Source organism: Faecalibacterium sp. 3 (genome assembly GCF_048323735.1).
In the GTDB taxonomy this organism is placed as follows: domain Bacteria; phylum Bacillota; class Clostridia; order Oscillospirales; family Ruminococcaceae; genus Faecalibacterium; species Faecalibacterium wellingii.
The window spans coordinates 1,687,493-1,705,770 of sequence record NZ_JBLWFN010000001.1 but is presented as its reverse complement, the minus strand read 5'-3'; the positions used below and the strand labels follow the sequence as shown (position 1 = coordinate 1,705,770).

At 42.1% G+C, this 18,278-nt stretch carries 19 protein-coding genes; 1 reads left to right on the top strand and 18 read right to left on the bottom strand.

What is annotated here, in order from left to right; genetic code table 11:
• The 18 genes from ACNSPV_RS08075 to ACNSPV_RS07990 all read right to left on the bottom strand — a co-directional run bounded on the left by ACNSPV_RS08075 (position 1) and on the right by ACNSPV_RS07990 (position 16,954).
• Positions 1-204, bottom strand: coding sequence for a 4Fe-4S binding protein (locus ACNSPV_RS08075; protein WP_195434435.1), 204 nt, complete (start codon positions 202-204; stop codon positions 1-3).
• Positions 176-1,168, bottom strand: coding sequence for a Coenzyme F420 hydrogenase/dehydrogenase, beta subunit C-terminal domain (locus ACNSPV_RS08070; protein ID WP_348583756.1), 993 nt, complete (start codon positions 1,166-1,168; stop codon positions 176-178). Before ACNSPV_RS08070 ends, ACNSPV_RS08075 begins: the two co-directional genes overlap by 29 nt.
• Entirely contained in the window at positions 1,149-2,186 is a 1,038-nt protein-coding gene (locus ACNSPV_RS08065) for a Coenzyme F420 hydrogenase/dehydrogenase, beta subunit C-terminal domain (protein ID WP_348583757.1), read from the bottom strand. Before ACNSPV_RS08065 ends, ACNSPV_RS08070 begins: the two co-directional genes overlap by 20 nt.
• A gap of 133 nt (positions 2,187-2,319) precedes the next feature.
• Positions 2,320-3,774 (bottom strand): flippase, encoded by a 1,455-nt coding sequence (locus ACNSPV_RS08060; RefSeq protein ID WP_348583758.1) that lies wholly within the window; start codon positions 3,772-3,774, stop codon positions 2,320-2,322.
• A 201-nt stretch (positions 3,775-3,975) separates the two neighbouring features.
• Complete coding sequence (locus ACNSPV_RS08055; protein ID WP_348583759.1) at positions 3,976-5,073, bottom strand: polysaccharide pyruvyl transferase family protein; 1,098 nt, start codon at positions 5,071-5,073, stop codon at positions 3,976-3,978.
• Entirely contained in the window at positions 5,070-6,332 is a 1,263-nt protein-coding gene (locus ACNSPV_RS08050) for an O-antigen ligase family protein (RefSeq protein ID WP_348583761.1), read from the bottom strand. Before ACNSPV_RS08050 ends, ACNSPV_RS08055 begins: the two co-directional genes overlap by 4 nt.
• A gap of 174 nt (positions 6,333-6,506) precedes the next feature.
• Positions 6,507-7,475 (bottom strand): glycosyltransferase family 2 protein, encoded by a 969-nt coding sequence (locus ACNSPV_RS08045; RefSeq protein ID WP_117497565.1) that lies wholly within the window; start codon positions 7,473-7,475, stop codon positions 6,507-6,509.
• A 5-nt stretch (positions 7,476-7,480) separates the two neighbouring features.
• Positions 7,481-8,608 (bottom strand): polysaccharide pyruvyl transferase family protein, encoded by a 1,128-nt coding sequence (locus ACNSPV_RS08040; RefSeq protein WP_348583762.1) that lies wholly within the window; start codon positions 8,606-8,608, stop codon positions 7,481-7,483.
• Position 8,609: 1 nt separating this feature from the next.
• A complete protein-coding gene (locus tag ACNSPV_RS08035; protein ID WP_348583764.1) occupies positions 8,610-9,494 on the bottom strand; it encodes a beta-1,6-N-acetylglucosaminyltransferase in 885 nt (294 codons plus the stop codon).
• Positions 9,495-9,508: 14 nt separating this feature from the next.
• Entirely contained in the window at positions 9,509-10,225 is a 717-nt protein-coding gene (locus tag ACNSPV_RS08030; protein WP_418268266.1) for an acyltransferase family protein, read from the bottom strand.
• Positions 10,141-10,422 (bottom strand): acyltransferase family protein, encoded by a 282-nt coding sequence (locus ACNSPV_RS08025; RefSeq protein ID WP_418268301.1) that lies wholly within the window; start codon positions 10,420-10,422, stop codon positions 10,141-10,143. Before ACNSPV_RS08025 ends, ACNSPV_RS08030 begins: the two co-directional genes overlap by 85 nt.
• A gap of 93 nt (positions 10,423-10,515) precedes the next feature.
• On the bottom strand, positions 10,516-11,013 hold the full coding sequence (locus ACNSPV_RS08020) for a glycosyltransferase (RefSeq protein WP_348583766.1): 498 nt from the start codon (positions 11,011-11,013) through the stop codon (positions 10,516-10,518).
• 15 nt (positions 11,014-11,028) lie between these two features.
• Positions 11,029-11,478, bottom strand: a complete 450-nt coding sequence (gene pssD, locus ACNSPV_RS08015) for a PssD/Cps14F family polysaccharide biosynthesis glycosyltransferase (RefSeq protein ID WP_177296702.1) — start codon at positions 11,476-11,478, stop codon at positions 11,029-11,031.
• 380 nt (positions 11,479-11,858) lie between these two features.
• Complete coding sequence (locus ACNSPV_RS08010) at positions 11,859-12,002, bottom strand: hypothetical protein (protein WP_418268265.1); 144 nt, start codon at positions 12,000-12,002, stop codon at positions 11,859-11,861.
• 233 nt (positions 12,003-12,235) lie between these two features.
• Positions 12,236-12,511 carry a hypothetical protein gene (locus ACNSPV_RS08005; protein WP_348583768.1) on the bottom strand — a complete coding sequence of 92 codons (276 nt, stop codon included), beginning with the start codon at positions 12,509-12,511 and terminating at the stop codon, positions 12,236-12,238.
• 1,060 nt (positions 12,512-13,571) lie between these two features.
• Positions 13,572-14,603, bottom strand: coding sequence for a type I glyceraldehyde-3-phosphate dehydrogenase (gap, locus tag ACNSPV_RS08000; RefSeq protein WP_005945602.1), 1,032 nt, complete (start codon positions 14,601-14,603; stop codon positions 13,572-13,574).
• A gap of 198 nt (positions 14,604-14,801) precedes the next feature.
• Positions 14,802-15,584 carry a hypothetical protein gene (locus ACNSPV_RS07995; protein ID WP_348583769.1) on the bottom strand — a complete coding sequence of 261 codons (783 nt, stop codon included), beginning with the start codon at positions 15,582-15,584 and terminating at the stop codon, positions 14,802-14,804.
• Entirely contained in the window at positions 15,584-16,954 is a 1,371-nt protein-coding gene (locus ACNSPV_RS07990) for a citrate synthase (RefSeq protein WP_348583771.1), read from the bottom strand. Before ACNSPV_RS07990 ends, ACNSPV_RS07995 begins: the two co-directional genes overlap by 1 nt.
• Before the next feature lie 247 nt (positions 16,955-17,201).
• Here ACNSPV_RS07990 and spoIID point away from each other — a divergent pair, with 247 nt between their 5' ends.
• Positions 17,202-18,215: a stage II sporulation protein D gene (gene spoIID / locus ACNSPV_RS07985; protein ID WP_348583772.1), complete on the top strand. Its 1,014-nt coding sequence runs from the start codon at positions 17,202-17,204 to the stop codon at positions 18,213-18,215.
• Positions 18,216-18,278 lie beyond the last annotated feature (63 nt).

The following is an 18,278-nucleotide window of genomic DNA, read 5'->3' as shown; positions in this document are numbered from 1 at the left end:
TTACTGTGCTCGTGCTGCTTTTATCGGACATACTTTAATACATTGGTAGCACCGCACGCATTTACTTTCATCAATTTGTGGATATTCAAAGCCTTCTTCGTCCTCGACCATAGAAATAGCCTCTTTCGGACAGATGGCATAACAAGCCGTACATCCACAGCATTCTTCTTTTCTTTTATATAATATTGGAATCTCTCTTTCCACCTTTTACCACCAACTTTTTAATTTTTCTCTTAATCTTTCTCAAAAGCAACTTAGCATCATTTTTTAGTCCGATGCCACCGTATTTCTTGGCAACATACTCAAACGATTTATTTTCAAAGTCACTCCAGAACTGCTCTCTATTATCTGGTTTTGGAAATGGAGCTTTAAGAGGCGGCTGCATACTGTCCTCTAGCTTTGTCTGTTTCCAAATCAGTCTCTTTTTTACTTTTTCAAAGTTTTTTTCTCCAGCCTCATTATTTACTAGCACCAATGAAACGCCCTTGTTATCATCAAACTCTGGTGCGGCTTTCTCGATCCCCCAGTAATCTGCAATCGTAATGTCCCCCGGATGCATGACCGATTTATATTGGCACTCATAACAACTTGGTCGCAGAACTGTATGCCCATAAAAAAGATTTCTGAAAACATAGCTATTTGATGATTTTCCATTTTTAAAATAGAGTGTTTCCACATGGTCGTGCCATCCAAAATCTCTTTTATTGCGAAAATCAACTTTCACAACTTTTGAATGGTTTTTCTCTTCTTGCCAACGTAGATATGCATTCCATACCTTTTTACTTGGCACACCGTGACATACAATGTCCACACAGAACAGGTTATTATACTCTTTCCCAAGGTATCTTTTCAGACCAGCTACCTGACAGGAAGTTCCTGAGAATAACACTCTTTTCCCCGTGTCGAGATCCAATTTAACATTCTTAAATGTATTTCCCAGCTTACTCTGGATATATTTTGATTCTCGCATTCGATTGCGTTCTTCCGTATTTTCAGCGCGAATATGTATAGCACTAAAATCATCTGTCAAAATACATCCGTAGACAACTCCACCATCAGATAGAACCCGATCTGACAGAGCTGTAAAAATGCCACCAGACCTGGAAGCTGCTCTTGTTGCTTCATCCTTATGTTTTACTGCGTATACTTTAGGCTGCTTCCAGTTCATTATGCCGCCCTCCTTTCGGAGCAATCAGCATAACAGGTACTACTTTCTGTGTACCCCCCCCCCTGAAAATCTTGAGGATTTTATTCTTTATTTTTGTTTGCACTGGAACTGTTCCATATTTCTTCATCACGAAATCAATTCCTTTCTTTTTGTAATCGCTCCAGAATTCTTCTCTTTGTTCAGATTTTTGGGTCGGAGCTTCAAGATTTGCTTGCCAGCATTGTGTTGTATTACTTAATCTATAATCCAAATCACTACAAATTTTTTCAAACAGTTCTTCTCCACGGTTCGTATGAATCAAGAACAACGAATTACCATTAGGGTCATAGAAATCCGGAATAGTCTCCTCGATATGCCAGAAGTCGCCTATAGTCAAATCTGTTTTTCTTTCTGTGGTCGCATAAAGACATTCATAGCAAGACGGCCGCAACGCGCACCTATTATAAAACACCTTAACATAGTCTTTAATCGACTTCTCTCCCCCATTGATCTTTACATAAGCTGTTGGAGATTTCCAACCTTTTCGCTTATCTTTAAATGTGAGATATGTTATTTTTCCAGCGCTCTTCTGGATGGACTCTGCATATTCTCTCCACAGTTTTGGACTTGGAGAACCATGACAGATAATATCTACTACATACACTCGCTCCCGGATTCTTTTCATTTCACTGAACTTTCGAAATCCATCTGATTGACATCCCATACCAACAAAGAGTAGTTCTTTCTTCGGATTTTCCATTAGCCAGTGATAGGCTTCCCGGTAAATATCACCAGGTTTGCTCTGCATATATTTTGAACCTTTTGCTCTTTCACGCTGCTTTTCATCTAGAATCATCTGAAATTCTGCAGTATGAGTTGCATAATTATAGACTACTGCCACCACTGCATTTCCATTTTTCAGAAAAAAATCCGAAAGTGCTGTAAATGCTCCACCAGAGGAACTATTATTTAGGTCTTTCTTATCTTTTAACCGCCCAGCATATACCTCTGTATTAATCAACTCAATATCTGTTTGCATGATGTTCCCCCTTTATATAAAAACGTGTAAAACACATACAAGTTTCAATACTATTCAAATTCCAAAAATTGATTTTTTGCTTGAATAACATCAATCTTAATTATTTTTATGAGCAATTTCATTAACAAAATAATTATCTCGAACTATTCTTTTTTCTTTTTGAAATCGAATTAATTCCTAGTCTCCACAATTCATCGTTGCTAATTCGCAAATACGCTATTGTCGCTATACAAAAAAAGAATCCTCCAGCAAGAATTTGAAGCGCAAGGGTTGAAATACTTACACCTAATTTAACTCCAATCCTATCCACTAATACTGCCATGATGAATCCTATAACCAGTATGGGAGAATATGACATAATATACTTGCGCATTGGTAGTTCATTTTTTACTGCAATCACCTGTACCAACATTACAGAGAATTCCGCAACAATTGTACCAAAAGCCGCTCCATTCGCTTGATATTTAGGGATTAGCATCCAGTTAATAATAAGGTTCAATATCGCCCCTACCATAGTTGACGTCAAATAAATGCTGTCTCTTTTATTGGGTATTAAATACTGCGTTCGTATCACATTTGCCCAAGCAATAAAGAAAACTGTAACGGATAATAACCTCATTATATCTCCACAAGCAATGAATTCATCACCAAAAAAAACAGGTGCCAAAACGCTACTAACTCCCATCAATCCAAAAGCAATTGCCGATGATAATAGTGTTACGAGTTTAGCAGATATTCTGATGTAATCATCTACCCTTTTTTTATCTCCGTTTGCTACAATATTAGACATTCTAGGTAACATAACAGTGCCTAATGCAGTAATTATTCCCATCGGAATATTAATAATTTTTTCTGCGTTATTATAAAAGCCCACCTGATCATAACTTGACATATTACCTAGCATAATTTTATCCATAACCTTATAGATACTGTATGCTAAAACCGGAACGAATAGAATCAAGACTGGTTTAATATTACAAGCGATTTCTTTAACACTACACCTCTTAAATGAAACAAATTTCTTGACATAAAACCACAAGTATGCTTGACTGAACAGTGTTCCAGCAGACATAATTAATGTATATTTCCACAAGTCGCTAGGCTTATGAACAAAAACAAACATAAAAACAACCGTGGAAATTTTAATTAAAGTATTTCTTGCAACCGTCAATTTAAACTGTTCCAATCCAAAAAACAGCCAACCAATATCAAACAATCCCGATGTAACATAGATTAACTGGAGAAGCACAATCAGTTTATTATCTTTAACAAACAAAAAAAGATAAATTGCATATGCAATTATTGCTATCGAAAATGTTATAACTTGCAAAGAATAAATACTACTAAAAGTCTTATTTAATTTTTCTTTATTATCTCTTACAGCAGCCACACTTCGATTGCCATGGTTTCCAATTCCAAGCATTGCAAAAAGCAGAAAGTAGTATGCAACCGAATAAGTATAAGAGTATACACCTACAGCCGTTGCGCCTAATGTTCGTGAAATATACGGTGCTGTAACTAGCGGTAGTATTACAAGCAATATTTGATACAATACATTATATAAAAAATTTTTCTTAAGGGTTCCCATTTCTCTACAAGAGCCTATGCTCTTTTCTCCCTTCTACTAGATTCATTACTTTAGGTATAACCGTTATCCCCCTGCTTCATCTATTAATAAATATTGCCAGTAGCTTTAATATTCTATCAAAAAAAATCGTGCAGGTTCTTTAAGTTCTTAATAAAAATCTTCCTTCGATTACCTAAGTTCTTTAATGCATCTACAATTGGCTTATTCATGTTTATTTTTTTGTCCGAACATTGCATTAAAGTATCTCTCTACATTTTCTCGTTTTCCGCGAAGAATTCTTTCCACATTGTCCCAATCGATTTCAGTAGCGCTCTGTGCTTCTGATATACTTCTTGTTGGAATTTCCAACTGCGTCAGCAAACTTTCCACACGAATATTTCTCTGTTTTCTATTATCCAATTCAACGTAAAATTCTTTCTGAAAGATAATTGAAAAAACTGTTCCATGGAAAGAGTTAGTAACAATTGCACTTGCATTTGCAAATAAACTCAAAAACTCATCAGGTGATGGTGCTTCAATGTAGGTAATGTCGGGGTCTTTTCTGATAGTTCTGTCATTCAAATAGACAACCTTCATATTTTTTTCAGTAGCCAATTTCTTTGCATATGTAATGTCATGAATAGGCTTTTCAACATTAAAAACAAGAACATATTTTTCTTTCACCACAGGATCGCTAGCAATCTTCAACCACTGCTCCCGAGGAATCAATAATGTCGGATCTGGATGCACATAAATTTCTCTATTGGTATCCGCATCCATAAGAAGTTTTTTTGCAGATTCCTCCCTAACTGATAAAACTTGAAAACCATTCAGTCGGCTAAACAGCTCCTTCTTGATATCCGTATTCAATTCCGTCGAACCGATACTTGCAGCGTAGGAAAGTTTCTGTTCGTCTCTCGCAAAAGGCAAAAAGTATACCGGATCGAATCCTGCACTAATTGGGCTCCATACCTGATCACTTCCGGAAATATAAAAACTGTATTCATCTCTATCGGCTTTTATCTCATCTGATGTGAAATAGGGTTTACTACAGCATAAATATTTATTTGTGAATTCCGCAAAACCTTTTTTGCGTTTTCTAATATTTTTTCCAAAACAAATGCCACGTACTATGGCATTGAACACTTTGCCGTCTGCAATAAAAAAAGGACGATAACATTTTTGAATAAAATCACTTCTGTAATCTATCACTGTGTTCTCTATGCCAATGCTATTTAAAAATGTTTGTAATGCATATGTTTGCATAATAGCACCATAATTAAGTGCTGTATGAAAGGTTACGATTCCAACTTTCTTCACTTCTCTACCTCCGCTATAAAGCCACGCTTATATGCATAGGCTAGTAGGCCAAGTCCCCATAAATAGACCATTATTTGGTTTGTATAATAAATAATATTGCCCGTAAGTCCATAAACAAGTACAAAGACTACAATATTAATTCCGATGAACAGATATCCACATCCTCTTCTGCTTAGCCTGTTTCTCCTTTTATATAAATAAATTGCCATTGCTATTGCAGTCAGATTAAGGATGATAAACACACTCAAACCTATAATCCCTATCTCCCCCAACATTTGATAATAAATGCTGTGAGCATGAGATTCCCAAACTCTACTTTTCGTAAGAATGACGCCTTGGTTAGATGCATATTTATTGTAGCTTCCGTAGCCATATCCTAAAAACGGTCGTTCTCTAAACATGCGTAATGCATGAGCCCAGAGATAAACACGACCATTGGCAGTATCATCACCTTCGAATGATGTGAATCGATTCAACAATGTATTAAGCGATGGAATTACCATCATACTGATAAAACCAAGAATACCCAATATACCAAAAGATCCCAACGCAATTACTTTTTTTGATCCTTTTGTCCAAAAAACGATATAAAGCATAATTAGAAGAATTCCAACTGCAAATAACATTCTTTTCGCAGGTAAAATCAAGGCAACTAAATAAATAATCAACCATTTAAAATCTTTTTTTTCGATTTTCTTAGTATATGTGCATCTCGACAGAAGTAAAACAATTGCCAAGACCATTAAAAAGGCAGCTTCTCCTTTTTCTCCGACAATGCCCGAATATATATGCTGCGACAATTCATTATTTAATCTTGAAACAGCACCTGCTCCGCCTCTTATCAAAAAATTCAAGTGATCTCGATAAATAGTAGGAAAGACTATCTGTATACAAATAGAAATAGCCACACATCTGCATCCTATTTCCGTATATTCCACACTATAAGAATAAAAGTTATCACTATTTCTTAAAAACACCATACATGCTCCAGCAAAAAATGTTATGGCATATTTTAAAGTTTCACCTCTATCATATGAATTAACCGCTCCAGCTAAAATAACACATATAAATGCAAGCAACGCATACATCAGCGGTTGCCTTGCCAGGTGCATATTTGATCCTTCCAGGTTTTGGAAAATTGTAAAGCCTAAAAACAAGCAAATCAGATATATTCTGAGTGGCATTAAAAAAGAAAAGCCACTACAACAGATTATTGCTAAAAGAAACGCCTGAAATCTTGCTGGTGAAATACGTATCATATCTTCCCTCCTACGGGATCTCATAATAAAACAGCTGCGGTCGGGTAAAAGAATTTTTCCTCACTTAGCGCAGTTTAAAAATAATCAATGTATAAACAGCCTTCCTCACTTTTCTAAACATTTAGAGGGAGGAAATCTCTCACCGACAGCTCTAATTGTTTTATCAGAGTTTCCCTATATTTTCATTACTTTGCATACTAATATATAAGCCTTCGGAGATAACTTCATCAACAAAAATCCAACGAACTGCTTCCGAGACAAATTATTATAGGCCTGCCTCAGCCGATAATGTTTTATTTTACAATATAAGTCATCAATTTGTTCTTTATAAGCAGCATAATCTCTGCTCTTCAGCGCACGCTCTACTGTTTTATAGGCCACATGAATGTAATGAGCTTCTGCCAATTCCATATATTCCAAATGATTTTTTTTCGCCCATAACATAATACGTTCCGCTACTATGATTGCATCAAAATTTTTTTCCGCAAATTGTGATTTCATAGCGGATCCTTCTCTCTGGACATAATAATATCCCGGTTTATAAACCCCATAGCATTTTTCAATCTTCTGTAAGTATTGAAAAATAAAATATAGGTCTTCACCAATTCTGATACTAGGATCAAAGGCAATTTGCTTTACGATTCGGGTCACATACAGCTTATCAAATAGATTAATACCAATTGCTCCACCTTTTAAAAATTCTCGCATGGCACCGTCCGATGTAAAATAATTTTCTTGAATTTCACCTCTGTATGCCTTTTTAGAATCTCCGTTGTAAACAACATAGTAGTCAAATATAACTAAATCAGACTGACTATATATAATTGCATCCAACATTTCCTGAAAAAAATCAGTAGCAACATAGTCATCACCATCAACAAAGGCAATATATTGTCCGTGCGCAGCAGAAATTCCAGCATTTCTAGCAGATGAAACACCACCATTATCCTTGTTAATAACCACAATATTGCTATATTTCTTAGCGTATTCCTGACATTTATCTGGACTTTTATCAGTACTTCCATCGTTCACAAGTATAACTTCCAGTTGCTCAAAGCAGGATTGACTGATGATAGAGGAAACGCATCTATCCAAATACTGATCTATATTATAGACAGGTACAATAACAGATATTTTACACATAACAATCACTCATTCAAGAAGCGTTCAATATAAGAATACGCTTCTTCTCTCATTTTCTGTAAATTTATATCCACCTGTGTATAATCAACCGGCTCTAACAAATTCTGAGTAAGCAAATCCGTATATCGGATTGCTCTTTTCTCTAAACCTGTTTGTCGCAGAATCACTTTTGCACGATCATCATTCTTGTTTTTTATAACAGTATTTCTCAAAGACCAGAATGTTTTATGAAAAAGCGCCGAAAAAACAATTCCATGAAAAGATTGAACAAGCACCATTTTCGCATTGCGCATTAATGTCAAGAAACCAATAGGTCCGCTCTTCTCCCACAGCCGTATGCCATACTGATCTAATTTATTTATCGTCCACTGCTTACCATCAATAATATAAATGGGCATATTGTATTTTTCACTTACTTCTTTGAGAATTTTATTATTCTCCTCGTTAGAATAATAGAATGCATAATATAAGATAAAATCCCCATCTACTTCAGGAATATTCAGTTTTTCACACCATTCGTTACCCGTCAATAGCACTGTCGGGTCTGCCACAATCGGTACCTCAATACCGGTAAGTTCCTTCAACCATTTCTGCCCATTATCTTCTCTCACAGATAAATAATCAAAGTCTTTCACCAATTTTGCGTATTTTCCCGGGTTTATGCACTCTGTATTAATATTTCTTGCGCCCAGACTAGGAGAATAGGCCACTTTTTTTGCATTCTTTACAAATGACAAAAAATAAGCGTCATCTGCATCTCTACATCTGACATTCCACACCTGGTCGCCACCTGCAACCACGATATCATAATTCTTGTCAATTCCGTTTAACTCATGTTTATATTTCATCAGCTTAGGTGTCAGATTTAAATACTGATTCTCAAATTCAAGGTAATCAGTTCTCATTTTCTCAATTGCATCGTAATGAAAAAGCGCTTTAATGTTGTTCCTTAGGACTGCTGGGCGAAGAAACCAGTCCCAGTTGGCATAATAATTTCTCTGTCCCCAGTTAGAATAGTTAATAATTTCCACTTCAGCACCGTATTTCTCGGCAAGAACATTTTGTAGTGCAAATGCTTGAAGCATGGAGCCACAATTCAAAGAGGCATGAAATGTAATAATTCCGATTCTCATATTATTCTCCTTTTTCCATCAATCTCCTATAGATTGATTCAATAATGATGTTATCTACGTTTTCGTCAAATTTTCTTGCAAAAATATATCCAGAAGACATTAGCATTTCTAGGTCTTCCATATGGAACGTATATGGATTACCCCGTTTCCAATCCGTCAAACGCATATTTTCATAAATTATGTTCTTCGTTTTTGGAAAAAGACTGTCCCTAAAATTTGAATTGTATACTATAGTTTGCAAGAAAACTTCATCACAGCATTTTGTGTATTTAAAATGATCTTCTATCCACTTTGCTTTTGAAGCAACATACTTTGCACAATTACCAGTAATGCTGAACCAATTGGCTCCTTTACGCAAAACTAAATCGCTGTTTCGAAGTCGATCTACTCTTAAAACTTTCTGAGTTAGCAGTAGGCCTTTTTCCATACCGCACAAAATACGTTGGGAACGATCAATATGATCTCTCAATAGATGGTACTGCGCCAGTCTATTACGTATTTGTCTTTCATCCTGAATCATATCAAAATGAATAAACTCTGTTGTTCCATGCATATCAAAAAACGCATGTAATTGTTTTTCTGTTACAAGGGGCATATCTGCACCAGATAGCATATGGAATCTGACATATTCTCCATTTGCTAAAGCTGCTTCAAGAAGTGCCATTTCCACTTGAATTTGGCTATATCCGCCCCAGTGCACTCGAATACGAGGGATAAAGTAGATTTTAGAGTGTACTGCTTCATATGATTCTATACCATCTAGTGCATGGGACTTTGCGTCAATGTGTATATATATATCGTTATCTGGATAATCTAAATAATCTAATAGTTTAATAAGCTGACTTTTGTTATTGTGAACTTGCAAAAGAAACGCATGTTTCTTCATACACAACCTCCAATCTATGTTCTTCCGCCTGTCAAAAATGCATATCCCTTAGGCCATACTTTACAAAAGGTTAAGGCAACACACATCAATATGAGCATTAAAATAAATGGTATTCCCACATTGGAAACAATTGCACTTATAGCCGATTTTCCAAATATCACTAGATAAATCTTTTGTGCAACAATTGAGAAGATCATTTGTGTACAGTAATAGAAAAATGATTGCTTCATCACCCACAATGGATGGCGCAAATTTTGGAATATATCTGCTATGACCCAGTAAAAAATCGGAGATATCATTCTGCAAACAAACAAGCCATAGTTATTGTTCATGGCCCAGATAAACAAAACAATCTGCAATGCTACTGCTGCAGCAATGTTCATGTACTTTATTTTTGTTTCTTTGACATCGAATACCCTATCATGGTGCCAATATCCTATATATGCGCCAAGCATATATACCGGTAGCCAATATCTGCAAGTCGCATATCCCGCTTTTGGACCTATATAAATATTAATAAAGAAAATTACAACAATCAAAAAAGGGTATATCTTCTTTTTGTTCAGTAAACACACATTTACTGGATAAAACAGAAAATAGATAAATAAAACTCTTATAAACCATAATACCGGATCATAAGAAGAACTCAGAATATTCCATATAATTTCTGGTACAGATGCAATAGTCCCCCCCCCCCGAATACATTTTTCATTTCCTTCAGTGGAAAACAAATTATATTCCAACATAGATATGGTATTAGCAAACTTCGTGTTTTAGCAATGATTACCTCTTTATATCGTTTTCTTTTGCATGAACGATAAAACAGCATAGCAGAAACAAAGAAAAATGTAGGAACTGCCATGTTGCACACAATGCGAACAAACTGGTTTATTACCAAAACCGTATTATTTGTATCAAATAGTTCCATATAAGCAGAGTGCAGATTTAATATAAGAAAAGCAAGTATAAAATTCAAATACACAATCTTGTTAGAGACTTTCTTGTTCATTACCCAATCCTCCTACTTAAACAGTTCCTCTACTATTTTTTCAAGCCCCTCATTGAACTTTGCATTATTGCTACTCAATCCATGATTCATACCAGCAACTATCTGATCATAATTCTTTATTATATCCCCTAAAGTTTCTATATCTTCCACAAGAATAATCGTTCCCATTCTTTGTGCCACATTTCTTGAAAAATCGACCTGATGATCGTTTACATGCTCGTCAAACTGATGCTGACGCGGCACAACAATAGGAGTCTTTCCAATCTGTAAAGGCATTACAAAACTTGCCGGTCCACCGTGTGTAATTACAATACGAGCATCGGCGACATTTTTCACCATCTGCTGATATGGAATCAACTTACTCCACTGACAGTATTTCGGCTCGTATGTACTAAAGCCAGTCTGGATAATTACATCTTCGTTTATAATGCCGTCTTTCTTTAATTCATCTATTTTCTGAATCAGCCGATTAAATGGCTGCTCATGTGTTCCTACCGTCACAAAAATCATTTTCTCGTCCCCTACTTAGAATATACTTCCCAGATTAACCGCTTTCGGATAAACCTTTTTCTGCTCTTCCCACTGCACAACAAACTTGTCCACAATGGGGTAAACCATCTTTCCTGTCATTGTCGGTTTATCAATTCGATCAAAAACCTCGATGTAAACCAACTTTGCGCCCATCATTTTACCAATATAAAAAAACGGGACCGCAACTGCTGCACCGCAGGAAATAATCAAGTCTGGCTTTTCCTTATGTAACACATTCCATGCAATCTTGGTATTCTTAATAAGAGCCTTTAGACTCCGGTTTGTCGGATAATAACAGGGATACATTTTTTCACCTTCAAGTAGGCTCCTTGCATCCTCTTTATCAAAAGTAACCCAAAAATGATCCTTGTTTTTCCAAAACGGCTTTAACATGTACAAATGTGTCAGGTGTCCTCCTGACGAACCAACCAAACATACTTTCATATTCTCTAAACTCCTTCATCCACAGATTTTTCCAATGTACACATCCCGAAAGATGGTATCTCTTTTTTATAACCTATTATTTCTTGGTTTTATCATACATTCGCTTAAGATGTGCTTCTTGCCATCATATTCTTTTACTCCTCAACTTCCTTCATAGCACAACAACAAGCCTGTATACAGATTGCAGTGACAATCTATACGCAGGCTTGTCCTCGTACCTCCTTATTTTGTTTTCTGCTCTATCAGCTTTCGCTGTGGTGGGTTAAGTACAGAGCGCAACCAGAAGCCATTAACCCCTGAAAACACGCTGGCCCTAACGCACCATGACAAGCAGAAACAAGTTGAGGTGAAAAGGTCAAGCCGCGCAAACCCGCATGAAATCAGGCTTTTCTCTGGTTGTCCATCATATCCACTTTCGCTTGCACAATGTCAACAGCCATCACTTGGTTATGCTGTGCTAACAGAACGCTAAGGGAGAGGCCGACATATCCAGTGCCAGCCACGGCGATTTTATAATTTTTCATATTTTCATTCTCCTCACTTTTCTCTTTATAAAACAGCAATAAGCCCACGGCGGGTCGCACAAAGGCAATCCACCGTAGGCCTGAACTCTCCTTCAATCTTTATTTGCTGCTCCTTTTGTGGGTCAAAACAGAGCTTCCAAAAGCCTCCTACATATAACCCCCAGGATTTTCCGCTTCTTGCAGCTTTTCAACAAATAAAACATTTGAAGGACAACTCAAGCCGTCAAAACCCTTTAGTTATCGTAGGTTTTCTTGGTTGACCCTATTATATCTCTAGCCCCACGCCGCTCAATGGTCGGAACTGACTTTTGACGGATTCCCTCGTACTCCGTTTTACCAGCATCGTCATATTCTGCACCACTCACATGATGGCCTGCTCTGTTGTAGCAGGTCACTTCACAACCATTCTGTGCCATTCGGGTGCAGAGCTCTTTGACAACGATTTCTACTCCGCCTTCTCTCGATAATCGCTTCTGTCCGAACATCGCAATCGCAAGTTTCTTACTCATAAATCTTTCCCACAATCCCACTCAATTTCTTCATCTATATTTCAGCCAACACAAAGAGCGGATAGGCTCGCTTGCCTGTCCGCTGGCTGTCACCCCACCCTCATGGTCGAGATTTCTTTCTGGATGGCATTGCTGCCACCCAAAAAGATCATTCGTTCATTCTTCGGGTAAGAAAATATGAACTTCAGGTTACGGAGCCTTTCATTCTCTGCCGTACCCTTGTCCCTATTATGACAGCCGCGTATTGTTTCACAGGTTCCATACGGGTTCTGTATTCTCCGCAATTGGATCCGTTTCACCCGCTTTGTCCTCTGGATTTCCAAATTTGATTTTATGTTGTTTTTGTACCACAATAACCCCGGACGATCTTTCGCCCAGGGTATCTCATCCACGTGATTTAATTCTGCGCAGTTTCTCTGCTCGAAAGTACAGATGTTTTTCTGTTCTCCCACTCACCAAAAGCATACTTATTTCCCCCAACCGCAACTCAGGAGATTTCGTTCTTTGAGTAACCTTTCGATACCAACTTTCCACCAATTTCAGCCTGTTGTTATCAGTATTATTTTAGCATGTTTTCTTCTTGCATACAATACTTCGTTGCACTATCGTTGCCCATTTTACGGATAAGATTTCAGTCTATTTTACGCATTTTCTTGCTAAACCCCCAATTCGTCAAGAAATTTCCTTTTTCATCTATTGCCTGTTCCAATTTTTCAATAGAACCTCTTTCCCTTTGACTGAAAAATAACGTTATCACTCATTTTTTCATTCTTTATGTATTTGCCTTTTCACCGTCATTACTACGCGAATTTATCCATCCAGCCTGAAAAAATGCATATTTTCTCGCATAAACAAATCAACCATTGTCCAGACAAAAACGCAGCAATCCAGAATTCCGCAAGCAAAAAAACACCCTTCCTCTCACGGAAACCCGCAAAAGGAAGGGTGTTGAACTCAATATCCTGTTGTCGTACCAATCACAGCATGTTCGTACCAACAAAGCTGGTACTAGCTGTCATTCAGCACGACACCTCAAGCACTTTTGAGCGTAGAGCTGTGATTAGCAGTTCTCAGCGAAGTACTTAATGGTACGGACCATCTGAGAGGTGTAGGAGTTCTCGTTGTCGTACCAAGACACGACCTGAACCTGATAGGTATCGTCGTCGATCTTAGCGACCATAGTCTGGGTAGCATCGAACAGAGAGCCATAACGCATGCCGATGACATCAGAAGAAACGATCTGATCCTCGTTGTAGCCGAAGGACTCAGAGGTAGCAGCCTTCATAGCAGCATTGATGGACTCCTTGGTGACGTCCTTGCCCTTGACGACAGCAACCAGAATGGTGGTAGAGCCGGTAGGAACAGGCACACGCTGAGCAGAGCCGATCAGCTTGCCGTTCAGCTCGGGGATGACCAGGCCGATAGCCTTAGCAGCACCGGTGGTGTTGGGAACGATGTTCTGTGCGCCAGCACGAGCACGGCGCAGATCGCCCTTGCGCTGAGGACCATCCAGGATCATCTGGTCGCCGGTGTAAGCATGAACAGTGGTCATGATACCGGAGACGATGGGGTAGGTCTTGTTCAGGGTGTTAGCCATGGGAGCCAGGCAGTTGGTGGTGCAGGAAGCAGCAGAAATGACCTGATCCTCAGCGGTCAGGGTCTTCTCGTTGACGGAGAAGACAATAGTCTTCAGATCGTTGCCTGCGGGAGCAGAAATAACGACCTTCTTTGCGCCAGCCTGGATGTGAGCCATGCTCTTCTCCTTGCTGGTGTAGAAGCCGGTGCACTCCAGAACGACGTCAACGTTCAGTTCGCCCCAGGGAGCATCCTTTGCATCCTTAACAGCGTAGATCTTGATCTCCTTGCCGTCAACAATGATGGAGTCCTCGGTAGCCTCGACAGTGTGCTTGCCTTCGCCGATCTTGCCGCAGAAAGAACCCTGAGCAGTATCGTACTTCAGCAGGTGAGCCAGCATCTTGGGGCTGGTCAGGTCGTTGATTGCGACGACCTCGTAACCCTCAGCATCAAACATCTGACGGAAAGCCAGACGACCAATACGACCGAAACCATTGATAGCAACTCTAACAGCCATGTTAATAGTACCTCCTAATTATTTTACCCATAATCGGATAAATCACGGTATCTTTATTTTAGACCAAAACGCAGAAAGTTTCAAGTGTCTGCCAAAAAATTAACAAGACATTTCCATCATTTTTTGCTTTTGTACGATTTTGCTTCCTTTCACTCGCCGGTTTTAGGCAATTGCGCCAACAGCATGCCAGCACTTTTGTCAGCTCTGTCTGTTCAGGCAGGCTGCAGCGCACACTCCTCCAATGCTGCCCACACAGCAAAGGCCCAGCCCTGCAAAAAAGTCAGGCATCACAGCAAGGCCCATGCCATTGCCTGCCAGCAGCGCAAAGCACTGGGGCAGCTGCCAGCACAGACCCAGCGCAAAGGCGGCAAGCCCGGCTGCGCACAGTGTTTTGCCATTGTCCGGCTGCGGGATATGCAGTGCCCGAGCCAGCGCCGCCAGAAACACCAGCACTGCCAGCATCTGCCACACTGCAGCTGTCGGCTGCACCCGGTGCCAGCTGGAGCTGTTCTCCATAAAGCGCATCAGTACGTTCCAATAGAACAGCAGGCTTCCTGCAACGGCAAGGTACAGCCCGCCAAAGGGCTTCTTCCACGCATCAGGGCTCAGCCAGCAGCGGCCCATCGTGCTGAGCCACACAGAGCACACGCATTCCAGAATACACCGCACAAAGCCGCCCAGACCGGAAGCTGCACCCAGCGCGATCTGTGCACCCGCTGCGGCCAGAAAACATACTGCACCGGCAAACGCCAGCACACCGGCCAGTGGCCTGCGGCTGCGCACTGCCTCCGAGCGGGAAGGCTGTGTACGGCCCACGAGCACTGCAGCCAGCACCACAATGCCCAGCGCCAGATAGCGCCACCACACCGAGCCCACCAGACACAGGCCGGTAACGGCGTCGGTGCCAAAGGCCAGATCTGCCGCGCGCAGCACGCCCAGCAGAGCACTCAGGATAAAAACGAACAAAACAGAAGGATTCATCAGCGTTCCTCGATCGGCTTATATTTCTGGCGCACGCCCAGATACTTGTAAGCGGGGCGAATGATGCGGTTGGCGAATACCACCTCTTCCACGCGGTGTGCACACCAGCCGGGCACACGGGCAATGGCAAACAGCGGGGTGTAGATATCCTCGGAAATGCCCAGCATGTTGTAGATCAGGCCGCTGAACAGGTCCACGTTGGCGCACACCGGCTTGGTGCTGCCCTTTTCCTCGGCAAAGATGCCGGGGGCCAGCCGCTCGATGCTGCACAGCATGTTGTACTCTTCCTCAAAGCCCTTCTCGTAAGCCAGATGGCGGGCACGCTGCTTCAGGACCACCTCACGGGGGTCGCTGATGGTATACACCGCGTGGCCCATGCCGTAGATCAGGCCGGAGCCATCGCCCGCCTGCTTGCGCAGGATGCGGCGCAGATACTCGCGAACTTCATCGTCGTCCTCGGGGTTTTCCACATGCTTGAGGATATCCTTCAGCTGACGGTTCACCATCAGGTTGGCACCGCCGTGCTTGGGGCCCTTCAGTGCGCCGATGGCCGCCGCGATCGCAGAGTAGGTATCCGTGCCGGAGGAGGACAGCACACGGGTGGTAAAGGTGGAACAGTTGCCGCCGCCGTGGTCGGCGTGCACCAGCAGGCACATATCCAGCAGCTTTGCTTCCTCGTGGGTGAACTTCTGATCCGGACGGTAGGTGCTCAGGATGTGCTCCGCCGTGCTCTGGCCGGGCTTGGGCAGATGGAAGAACATGCTCTGCTTATCGTAGTAGCGGCGCTTCATCTGGTATGCGTTCACCATCATGGTGGGCATGCTGGCGATCAAATTGATGCTCTGGTTCAGGATATTCTCCAGGCTCAGATCCTCGGCGTGCTCATCATAAGAGTAAAGGCCCAGCACGCAGCGCTGCAGCTTATTCATGATATTGGGCGAGGGGGCGTTCATGGTGTCCATGAAGCCTTCCGGCAGGGCGCGGTGCTCTGCCAGGATCTCACAGAATTCGTCCAGCTGCTCCTGGTTGGGCAGGCTGCCGAACAGCAGCAGCCAGATCACCTCTTCAAACACAAAGCGGTCGTTGCGGTAGGCCTCGTCCACGATCTCGTTGATGTTGACACCGCGGTAGATCAGCTTGCCGGGAGTGGGGATCACATGGCCTTCCTGATCCTTCTTATAGCCCACAACGTCGCAGACATTGGTCAGGCCAGCCAGAACGCCGGTGCCGTCCGGGTTGCGCAGGCCGCGCTTGACGCCCAGCCGCTCACTCGTCTCCGGGTCGATGTAGTTATTGGCCACATATTCCTCACACAACGTCCGCATCGTGTTCTGGTCCAGTGCAGCCACTTCTGAATGTGCAAAATTCATAAGGGGGATTCTCCTTTCATCCTATTTCTTATACTTTCCCGCCCATCCTCTGTGATGGGTATAATTCTATGATATCGCTTTTGAAGAGTAAATTCAAGCATCAAGTGCATCATCTGGCACATAAACTGCCCGCTCATCACCTTTTTTGGCTTGCACTGCAAAAGACGTTCTCCCTGTTTCGCATCTTTTTTCAGGGTGTATCCGGTATTCTGATTTAAAAAACACCGCTGTCGGAGGGGCTTGGACTATGAAAAAGTTATTTCTGCTGATTTTTGCAGTCCTGCTGGTTCTGGGCAGTGCTCTGCCTCTGGCCGCCTACCGGGTCACGCGGGCTGTGCTGGGCCATACAACACCTCTGCCCGCAGCATCTTCTGTGCCTGAGCTACCCACATCGCAGCCAAAAGACCCTTCTTCCGCAGACGCCGAGACCTTTCCGGTGGAGGATCAGTCCGCCGGAAAGGTAGTGCAGCTCTCCCGCCGGGAATACGTTCTGGGGGCTGTCGCCGCCGAAATGCCGGTCAGCTGGCCGGACGAAGCACTCAAGGCACAGGCTGTTGCCGCCCACACCTACGCGCTCTACTGCCGGGATCATGCCGCCCTGCAAAGCGGTGCATGGCTCACCGTTGATCCTGCCCGGCGTCAGGGCTGTCTGACCGAACCGGTGCTGCGCAGTTACTGGGGCACCGCCTACGAGCAGAACTATGCCCGGCTCTCGGCCCTTGTGGACGAGGTCCTGAACGATCTTCTTTTTTACGATAACGCCCCCGCCTGCACCAGCTACTTTGCCATTTCCAACGGCCGGACGGAGGCCAGCGAAAATGTGTGGGGCACCGCCCTGCCCTATCTGATCCCGGTGGACAGCGGCACCGACCTTTCCGCCGATAATTATCAGTATACTGCTGTATTTTCTGCCGTGCAGGTGCAGCAGGCTTTTTCCGGCCTTGGCATCACGGCCGATCTCGCCGCACCGGAAAGCTGGTTCGGCCCGGTCGAACAGACCTCCTCCGGTTACACAAAATCGCTCACCGTCTGCGGACAGACCGTTTCCGGCACAGCCCTGCGTCAGGCACTGGGTCTGCGCAGCACCTGCTTTACCGTGCAGTACCAGAGCGGAAACTTCAGCTTTACCACCCGGGGTTACGGCCACGGCGTGGGCCTGAGCCAGTGGGGTGCAAAGGCCATGGCAGAACAGGGCGCGGACTATGCGGATATTTTAGCTCATTACTACCCCGGAACACAGCTGCACAGGATGGGGTCGTAACGGGAAGCTCAATTTCATAAAGCAGATGCCGCTTTCCGTTCCGACCCTTCCCGTGAAAAAGTA

What these genes read in the sequence shown, in the direction of transcription:
- ACNSPV_RS08070 (WP_348583756.1), bottom strand. Translation starts at nt 1,168, where the DNA reads ATGAACTGGAAGCAGCCTAAAGTATACGCAGTAAAACATAAGGATGAA.
- ACNSPV_RS08065 (WP_348583757.1), bottom strand. Translation starts at nt 2,186, where the DNA reads ATGCAAACAGATATTGAGTTGATTAATACAGAGGTATATGCTGGGCGG.
- ACNSPV_RS08060 (WP_348583758.1), bottom strand. Translation starts at nt 3,774, where the DNA reads ATGGGAACCCTTAAGAAAAATTTTTTATATAATGTATTGTATCAAATA.
- ACNSPV_RS08050 (WP_348583761.1), bottom strand. Translation starts at nt 6,332, where the DNA reads ATGATACGTATTTCACCAGCAAGATTTCAGGCGTTTCTTTTAGCAATA.
- ACNSPV_RS08045 (WP_117497565.1), bottom strand. Translation starts at nt 7,475, where the DNA reads ATGTGTAAAATATCTGTTATTGTACCTGTCTATAATATAGATCAGTAT.
- ACNSPV_RS08040 (WP_348583762.1), bottom strand. Translation starts at nt 8,608, where the DNA reads ATGAGAATCGGAATTATTACATTTCATGCCTCTTTGAATTGTGGCTCC.
- ACNSPV_RS08035 (WP_348583764.1), bottom strand. Translation starts at nt 9,494, where the DNA reads ATGAAGAAACATGCGTTTCTTTTGCAAGTTCACAATAACAAAAGTCAG.
- ACNSPV_RS08025 (WP_418268301.1), bottom strand. Translation starts at nt 10,422, where the DNA reads ATGGAACTATTTGATACAAATAATACGGTTTTGGTAATAAACCAGTTT.
- ACNSPV_RS08020 (WP_348583766.1), bottom strand. Translation starts at nt 11,013, where the DNA reads ATGATTTTTGTGACGGTAGGAACACATGAGCAGCCATTTAATCGGCTG.
- pssD (WP_177296702.1), bottom strand. Translation starts at nt 11,478, where the DNA reads ATGAAAGTATGTTTGGTTGGTTCGTCAGGAGGACACCTGACACATTTG.
- ACNSPV_RS08010 (WP_418268265.1), bottom strand. Translation starts at nt 12,002, where the DNA reads ATGAAAAATTATAAAATCGCCGTGGCTGGCACTGGATATGTCGGCCTC.
- ACNSPV_RS08005 (WP_348583768.1), bottom strand. Translation starts at nt 12,511, where the DNA reads ATGAGTAAGAAACTTGCGATTGCGATGTTCGGACAGAAGCGATTATCG.
- gap (WP_005945602.1), bottom strand. Translation starts at nt 14,603, where the DNA reads ATGGCTGTTAGAGTTGCTATCAATGGTTTCGGTCGTATTGGTCGTCTG.
- ACNSPV_RS07995 (WP_348583769.1), bottom strand. Translation starts at nt 15,584, where the DNA reads ATGAATCCTTCTGTTTTGTTCGTTTTTATCCTGAGTGCTCTGCTGGGC.
- ACNSPV_RS07990 (WP_348583771.1), bottom strand. Translation starts at nt 16,954, where the DNA reads ATGAATTTTGCACATTCAGAAGTGGCTGCACTGGACCAGAACACGATG.
- spoIID (WP_348583772.1), top strand. Translation starts at nt 17,202, where the DNA reads ATGAAAAAGTTATTTCTGCTGATTTTTGCAGTCCTGCTGGTTCTGGGC.